General features: G+C 41.9%; 7 protein-coding genes and 1 pseudogene. 1 reads left to right on the plus strand and 7 read right to left on the minus strand.

From position 1 onward, the window contains the following. Positions 1-103 precede the first annotated feature (103 nt). The 6 genes from folK to HT736_RS10390 form a co-directional block, all read right to left on the minus strand. A complete protein-coding gene (gene folK, locus HT736_RS10365) occupies positions 104-916 on the minus strand; it encodes a 2-amino-4-hydroxy-6-hydroxymethyldihydropteridine diphosphokinase (RefSeq protein WP_023936478.1) in 813 nt (270 codons plus the stop codon). Positions 917-1,074: 158 nt separating this feature from the next. Then, positions 1,075-1,629 (minus strand): GTP cyclohydrolase I FolE, encoded by a 555-nt coding sequence (folE, locus tag HT736_RS10370; RefSeq protein WP_000380924.1) that lies wholly within the window; start codon positions 1,627-1,629, stop codon positions 1,075-1,077. Beyond that, the gene (locus HT736_RS10375; protein ID WP_172931021.1) at positions 1,610-2,932 is read right to left on the minus strand and encodes a folylpolyglutamate synthase/dihydrofolate synthase family protein; all 1,323 of its coding nucleotides are present in this window, start codon (positions 2,930-2,932) and stop codon (positions 1,610-1,612) included. The genes folE and HT736_RS10375 overlap by 20 nt, the downstream gene beginning before the upstream one ends. Position 2,933: 1 nt before the next feature. Further along, entirely contained in the window at positions 2,934-3,908 is a 975-nt protein-coding gene (gene folP, locus HT736_RS10380) for a dihydropteroate synthase (RefSeq protein WP_000240957.1), read from the minus strand. 93 nt (positions 3,909-4,001) lie between these two features. Further along, positions 4,002-4,709, minus strand: coding sequence for a CPBP family intramembrane glutamic endopeptidase (locus tag HT736_RS10385; RefSeq protein ID WP_031243523.1), 708 nt, complete (start codon positions 4,707-4,709; stop codon positions 4,002-4,004). A gap of 52 nt (positions 4,710-4,761) precedes the next feature. Further along, positions 4,762-6,180 (minus strand): NCS2 family permease, encoded by a 1,419-nt coding sequence (locus HT736_RS10390; protein ID WP_172931022.1) that lies wholly within the window; start codon positions 6,178-6,180, stop codon positions 4,762-4,764. A 189-nt stretch (positions 6,181-6,369) separates the two neighbouring features. Here HT736_RS10390 and HT736_RS10395 point away from each other — a divergent pair, with 189 nt between their 5' ends. After that, positions 6,370-7,182, plus strand: a complete 813-nt coding sequence (locus tag HT736_RS10395) for a Cof-type HAD-IIB family hydrolase (protein ID WP_000162353.1) — start codon at positions 6,370-6,372, stop codon at positions 7,180-7,182. A gap of 150 nt (positions 7,183-7,332) precedes the next feature. On the opposite strand, the pseudogene HT736_RS10400 reads toward HT736_RS10395, so the two are convergent. Continuing rightward, positions 7,333-7,500 (minus strand): annotated as a pseudogene (locus tag HT736_RS10400) (IS630 family transposase); the annotation flags it as partial.

Raw genomic sequence — 7,500 nt, forward strand, 5'->3', positions numbered from 1 at the left:
TGTTTTGAGGTTGCAGATGGAAGCTGACGTGGTTTGAAGAGATTTTCGAAGAGTATAAAAACTCTAGCCTTCAGTTGCAAGTGACTGAAAACTAGAGTTTTTTCTATTGTTTCCAAGCATTATACAAGTTGCGAATAGGTTGCTTTAATGTCGGATGGATAAAATGAGGCGCAATTTCTTGTAGAGACTCAAGAACAAAAAGGCGTTCTGCTATGTAAGGATGGGGCAAGATAAGCTCATCTGTATAAATGGCCTGGTCCTCCACAAAGAGCAAGTCCAAATCAATCAAACGAGGTCCCCAATGCACTTCTCGCACCCGTCCCATCTCTGTCTCAATAGCCAACAATGTTTCTAACAAGACTGGGGCAGGCAACCATGTTTCTACCTCAACCACCTGATTAGCAAAGCTATCCTGCTCCACACCACCCCAAGGCTCCGTCGCTAAGACACTGGATTCTTTGAGAATATGGATACCTCGATTTCGCAGTTTATCAATGGCTTGTTTCAAGTTTGCTTGCTTATCTCCCATGTTGCTTCCTAGGGCGATAAAGGCTCGTTGCTTACGGCGATGGATGGTTACTGAGCATGTATCTAGTGGCAAATGCACTGGCGCCCAAGGCTTTTTCAGTTCCAACTTGATTTCTTGGACAAGAGGATAGGTCTCAAAAGTACGTTCTACCAGTTTATAGGCTACCGTTTCAATCAAATCCTCACTCGTTTCCTGAAACCAAGTCGTCCACTGCTGGCACAATTCTCCGTAATGGACAGAGGCTGCTAAATCCAAATCTGTCGCTGCCTTGGTCATATCATAGGATAGGATAGCTGAAACGACAAACTTCTGCCCCAATTCCTTCTCACTGGGAAAAAGACCATGATAGGCAAAAATTTCCAAATCCTTAATCTGCAGTTGATCCATAATGATTCCTTTCTAGAAAAATCCGCCCAAAGCGGATTCTTTTTATACTCAATGAAAATCAAAGTGCAAACTAAGAAGCTAGCCGTAGGCTGCTCAAAACACTGTTTTGAGGTTGCAGATGGAAGCTGACGTGGTTTGAATTTGATTTTCGAAGAGTATTATAGTCCCATTAAACGATAAGCCTGATCTCTAAGGTCCTTATCTGTTTCAAATAGACCACGAGCTACTGTCGTCAAGGTTGCAGTGCCTGGTTTTCTGACACCACGCATACTCATACACATATGTTCCGCCTCAATGACAACAAAGGCTCCTTTAGCACCTAGATAGTCCATCAAGGCATCGGCCACTTCGATATTCAAACGTTCTTGAATTTGTGGTTTTTTCGAATAAACTTCAACCGTACGGGCTAGCTTAGACAAGCCTGCCACACGACCATCTGGAATGTAGGCAATGTGCGCTCTCCCATAAAATGGCAAGAAGTGGTGTTCACACATGGTATGGAAAAAGATATCCTTTTCTACCACCATATTATCGTCAATAATTTCAAAGGATTTTGACAAATGTTCCTCTGCTGTTTGACCAAGACCTGAAAAAATCTCTTGATACATACGGGCTACACGAGCAGGTGTTTCCTGCAAGCCCTCGCGATTAGCGTTCTCTCCTACAGCCTCGATAATCATTTTTACAGCTGCTTCAATCTTTTGTGTATCCATTCTCGTTCTTCCTCTCCATCAGATAGGCCCTCACTTGGCTCAAGAAATACAAGGAACCTGTGACAATCCTAACTGTTTGTTTCTCTTCTTTTTTATCTGTCAAATTCTGCTCTAGAAAATCATGCCAATCTTGGTAGCTGAGATTTCTAGACTTAGCTGCCTCTTTCAGCACGATTTCATCCGTCGCCCGACTATCCGCAAAATGTGTTAGAGTAAGCTCGGTATCTGGCATGGCTCCCAGCAAGTCCAACATATCCTCCAAGGCCTTGGTTTTGATACAAGTAAAGAGGATTTCCTTATGATAATCCGCAAAGCGTTCTTGCAAGGTTGCCAATAAAGCCTTGATAGCATGGGGATTGTGGGCTCCATCCAAGATCATCAAGGGGTTCCTTGACACGACCTCCAGACGCCCCGGCCATCTTGTTTCTTCCAAGGCTTGACCAATCAAGTGATTGCTTGCTAGTTCTCGACCATCTTCTTGACAAAAAGTATCAAGTAAAGCTATGGCCATCCCAGCATTCTCTATTTGGTGCAAACCAAGTAAACCTGTCTGGAAGCGACCTTGTCTGACAACACTTGTATAGTCAAAAACTTCACCCGTTACTACACTCTCTTGATGACTAACTTGATAATCTTTCCCATAGGCAAGTCTCGGCGCATCTTTCCCTTCCGCAATGCGGTCAATCACAACCAAAGCTTCTGGAGCAATACGACCTGTCACCAAGGGAATACCTTGTTTGATAATACCAGCTTTCTGCTCTGCTATGACTTCCAAGGTGTCACCAAGTAGAGCTACATGGTCCAATCCAATAGTCGTAATTCCTGTCAAAATGGGCTGACAGACATTGGTACTATCTAAAAGCCCACCCATGCCCACTTCCATGATAGCCACATCTACTTGCTCTGAAGCAAAGTAGTCATAGGCTATGGCTGTGATAATCTCAAACTCGGTTGTGCCCTGTAAATTAGCAGCCGATTCCCCTTCCAGCAACGACTGATAGTCTGCCATGAGGGCTTCTAGTCTAGCCTCTGGGATAGATTCCCCATTGATGCTCATCTGATCTGTGTAATGAATGAGATAGGGCGAGCTAAACACGCCAACTCTCAGCCCTAGCTTTTCCAGCAGATTTTTCAAAAAAGCAATGGTCGAACCCTTGCCATTGGTCCCTCCGACATGGATGACCTTGAGTTTGAGATGGGGATTGCCACGCAAAGCTAACAGTTCCACCATTCGTTCCAATCCAAAATGCGGCTGGTCCGTCCGATAGTGGGCAATCCACTGATTATTTTCAAATTCTTTCATCTTATTTGTATTGTTTTAAATCTAAATTTTCCGCTTCATCAGCCAGACGAATAGCGGAAGCAATTTCAACTGCCATCCTGTGATTAGCTACGTCATGCACGCGCACCACTTCTACACCCTGTCTCGCAGCGATACTAGTTACATGAGCCGAAGCCGTGTCCCGATTACGGAAACCAATTTCTGTCTCAGGATTGACTTCAAAACCATTTTCTTCAAGGATATTGATGACAAACCGCTTGCGCGACACTCCAAGAAAGATTGGATAGCCTTTCTGATGTAGTTTATCCAGATCCCGTAAAAGAAGCAGATTTTCTTTCTTGGTCAGACCAAAGCCAATTCCTGGATCCAGCAGGATGTTTTCTTGAGCAATACCAGCTTCCTCTGCTCTCGTTAGTGCTCTGTCAAAGAAAGCCTCCATCAAGTCTTCGATTGGCAATGTTTCAAAGTCAGCTAACTCTTCCTCTGTAAAAGCTTGACCAAAGCCAAAATGAGGGAAGATGAGCGAGCTAGGATGCTGAGGTCGCGCCATGACTGGATTAAACATAATGACTACTTTCGCTCCAGCCTTTGCAACCACATGGGCCATTTTTTCATCACCCATGAGACCAGTGATATCATTGACTAGATTGGCACCAGCAGCCAAAGCAGCTTCTGCTACTTGACTCTTCCAAGTATCAATGGAGATGAGGACATCACTTTCCTTGCGAATAGCTTTAATCACTGGAACAACACGCTGGATTTCCTCTTCTATCTCAACATAGCTACTTCCCGGCCGAGTCGATTCTCCGCCGATATCTAGCATACTAGCTCCTTCTGCTATCAATTTACGAGCCTGCTGGAGTGCCTGCTCAAGAGCAAAAAATTGACCACCATCCGAAAAGGAGTCTGGGGTTACATTGATAATACCGCAAATAGCTGTCTTTGCATGATTGGCTTTACTTGACATATCAGTCACTCCCTCAAGGCTTTTCACCATATTATTTCTCTATTTTACCATAAAAAGAAAAAGATGGACACGATTGCATTCATCTTTTTCCCAGTAGAAACAAGTAAGCAATTGTCAAAAATATTAAACAGAAATCCCTAATGTCCGACTCAAAATTACCACGAGAGTCAACAAACAGAAAACAACCCCATTAACAATCATGTGAAGTAAGATAGACATTTCCAAACGTTGGGTCTTGTAAGCCGTCCAAGACAGAACGATCGACATAACTCCATAAATCAATAAAGAAGGTAAATTACTCGGTTGATGCAATAAAGCAAACACAACCGTACCGACTACAAATCCCAAGTTCTCTTTTCCTCGGAAAATCTTTTTAGGAACAATCCCACGGCACAAGATTTCCTCACAAATCGGAGCAAGCAAGGCTAGCAAGAAGAAACTGGAAATCAGAGAACTATTTTGAACCATGTCGTTAATCTGAGACTGATTCCCTGTTGTCGTCTCATTTGACAGTTGCAACAAGATAGAACCAAGTATATTTAAACAGATAATGACTAAATAACTTAATCCCAAACGTGCCAAATCCTTAGCTCTAAAAAAAGAAAAATTAAAACTTGCTAATTGCGTTTTACGAGCTCCAATAATAAACAGCACCAGAACCACAATCGAAATACCAGCAACTATCAGTCCTGACTGTAACAGTGGTACTGCATTTAAAGTTAAAATAGCAGTAACCCCTATAGGAATCTGATATAAAATTGTCGCCAGTAAAAAGATTAACAGCCAGCCTGCACGATTCAATAATTCTTTCCACATACTTTTCTCTTCCATCATTCATCTCCTTTATATTAAAAAAGGGGGAAAATCCCCCTGGGTTATTCTATTATAAGGCCATGCTGATGTAGTTCAGGATAAATAAGGCATCCAAAATCCAAATCATGACATGAACATCTTTAACTTGACCTTTGACAAGCTTAGTCAAAGTGTAAGTCAAGAAACCAACTGCAATCCCTTGAGTGATAGAGTAGCTGAATCCCATAAAGATAGATGTGAAGAAAGCAGGAACTGCTTCAGCCATGTCGTCCCAATGGATATTTTTCAAGCTAGCCAACATCATAATCCCAACGATAATCAAGATTGGAGCTGTAGCGGCTGTTGGTACAATCGCTAGAAGTGGGCTAAAGAAGCTTGAGATCACAAAACAGATTGCCACGACCAAGGCTGTCAAACCAGTACGTCCACCTGCACCGATACCAGCAGCAGACTCAACATAAGTCGTTACGTTCGAAGTACCTGCGATGGCACCAATTGAAGTACCAATCAAGTCAGAGTAAAGAGCCTTGTCTAACTTAGCTGATTGATGATTTTCACCATTTGTCGCTACGATACCAACTTTTTCACCTGTACCGATCAAGGTACCAATTGTATCAAAAATATCTGTCAATGAAAAGGCAAGAATGGCCATCAGAGTTTCAGGCAAGCGAGCTGTATCTGAAATCAAAGCTCCCAAACCTTCTGAACCAAGAGCTGCACCAAAGATTGTCTTCAAATCTTTAAAAGCTGCACCAACATGGTTATTAGCAAAATCGATGCTTGACAAATCTACCAAACCAACTGCAATAGCAAGAACAGTTGTTGTCAAGATAGAGAGGATAATTCCCCCTTTAATCCCTTTGATGACAAAGAAGATAGTAATGGCAAGTCCTGCAAGAGCCACCAAAACAGCTGGATTATTAAAGCTGACCAAGCCTGGAACTGCTGAAGAGTTTGCCGCAATCGTTGCTTGAGCTTTGTCAGCCCCTTCTCCTACAACAGTATAGTTACCTGGATCAATCGTAAATTTCAAAAGTCCAGCATTCTTAATCCCTACATAGGCAAGGAAGACACCGATACCAGCTGAAATAGCTGAGCGAAGGGCATTTGGAATCGATTCAATGATCATTTTACGAACATTTGTCAAAGTGATAATCAATGAGATAATTCCACAGATGAAGACCATAGCTAGGGCTTCTTGCCAAGAATAACCGAGTCCAAATACAACTGTAAAGGTAAAGAAGGCATTGAGTCCCATACCTGGCGCTTGAGCATATGGCAAGTTGGCGTAGAAGGCCATCATCAAGGTACCTGCTACTGCACCAATAATCGTTGCTAGGAAGACACCCTGAGCAGGCATCCCTGTTTGCGAAAGAATTTGTGGGTTTACAAAGAGAATATAACTCATTGCAAAGAAAGTTGTTAAACCAGCGAGAACCTCTGTACGAACGTCTGTACCGTTCTCTTTTAGTTTAAATAATTTGTCCATTATCAATCTCCTTTTAATTTTTACGAACAATAATAGAATTATATCATTTATCATTCACTTTTTCAATGTCTTTGTTTGATTTGTTTAAGAAATTAATCCAATTTCATTTTTTGTTTGGAATCTGCTTTTCTGCCTGCTTTCTGTTATAATAGAAGACATCTTATCTGAAAACACACTAGAAAGGTCCATATGACGAAAAAAATTATTGCAGTTGACCTAGATGGAACCCTGCTCAACTCAGACAGTCAAATTTCTGACTTTACCAAAAAAACCATCAAAAAAGTTGCTGAAAAAGGCCATCAGGTTATTATTACGACAGGTCGCCCTTACCGTATGTCAAAAGATTTTTACCGTGAACTGGGCTTAGACACTCCTATGATTAACTTCAACGGATCCCTTACTCATTTACCAGACCAAGTTTGGGATTTTGAAAAGTGTTTGACTGTAGACAAAAAATATCTGCTAGATATGGTTCAACGTTCAGAGGACATTCAAGCCGATTTTATCGCTGGAGAATATCGTAAAAAATTCTACATTACAAATCCCAATGAAGAAATTGCCAATCCCAAACTATTTGGTGTAGAAGCTTTCCAGCCTGAAGATCAATTCCAGCCTGAATTGGTGACCAAGGACCCTAACTGTATCCTCTTGCAGACCAGAGCCAGTGACAAATATGCCTTGGCAAAAGAAATGAACGCCTTCTACCAGCATCAACTTTCTATCAATACCTGGGGAGGTCCGCTCAATATCCTTGAATGTACCCCAAAAGGTGTCAACAAGGCCTTTGCTTTGGACTACTTGCTCAAGATAATGAATCGTGACAAAAAAGATTTGATTGCCTTTGGAGATGAACACAATGATACCGAAATGCTCGCTTTTGCTGGGAAGGGTTATGCCATGAAAAATGCCAATCCAGAGCTACTCCCTTATGCAGATGAGCAAATTTCCCTTACCAACGACCAAGATGGGGTTGCCAAAACCCTACAAGACTTATTCTTATAACCTATACTGATACTCAATGAGAATCAAAGAGCAAACTAGGNNTTGAGGTTGTAGATGAAGCTGACGTGGTTTGAAGAGATTTTCGAAGAGTATGACCAGCTTGCAAGCTGGTCTTTATGCTCTTTTCACAGTCTCATCAACCAGTTATACTCATCTACTTTCAAAAAGCATTCTAGTCCATCTCCGATTAACGATGGACGTTATCACCTCCTTCTCCAGTCCTTGTATAACATCTTGAAGTTGATTCATGACATCTTCCAAAGTTCGAAAGGCTTTATTCTTAAATCCACGTTTACGAATCTCTTTCCACACTTGTTC

It is taken from the genome of Streptococcus sp. 339 (genome assembly GCF_013277285.1).
Taxonomy (GTDB): Bacteria; Bacillota; Bacilli; order Lactobacillales; family Streptococcaceae; genus Streptococcus; species Streptococcus pseudopneumoniae.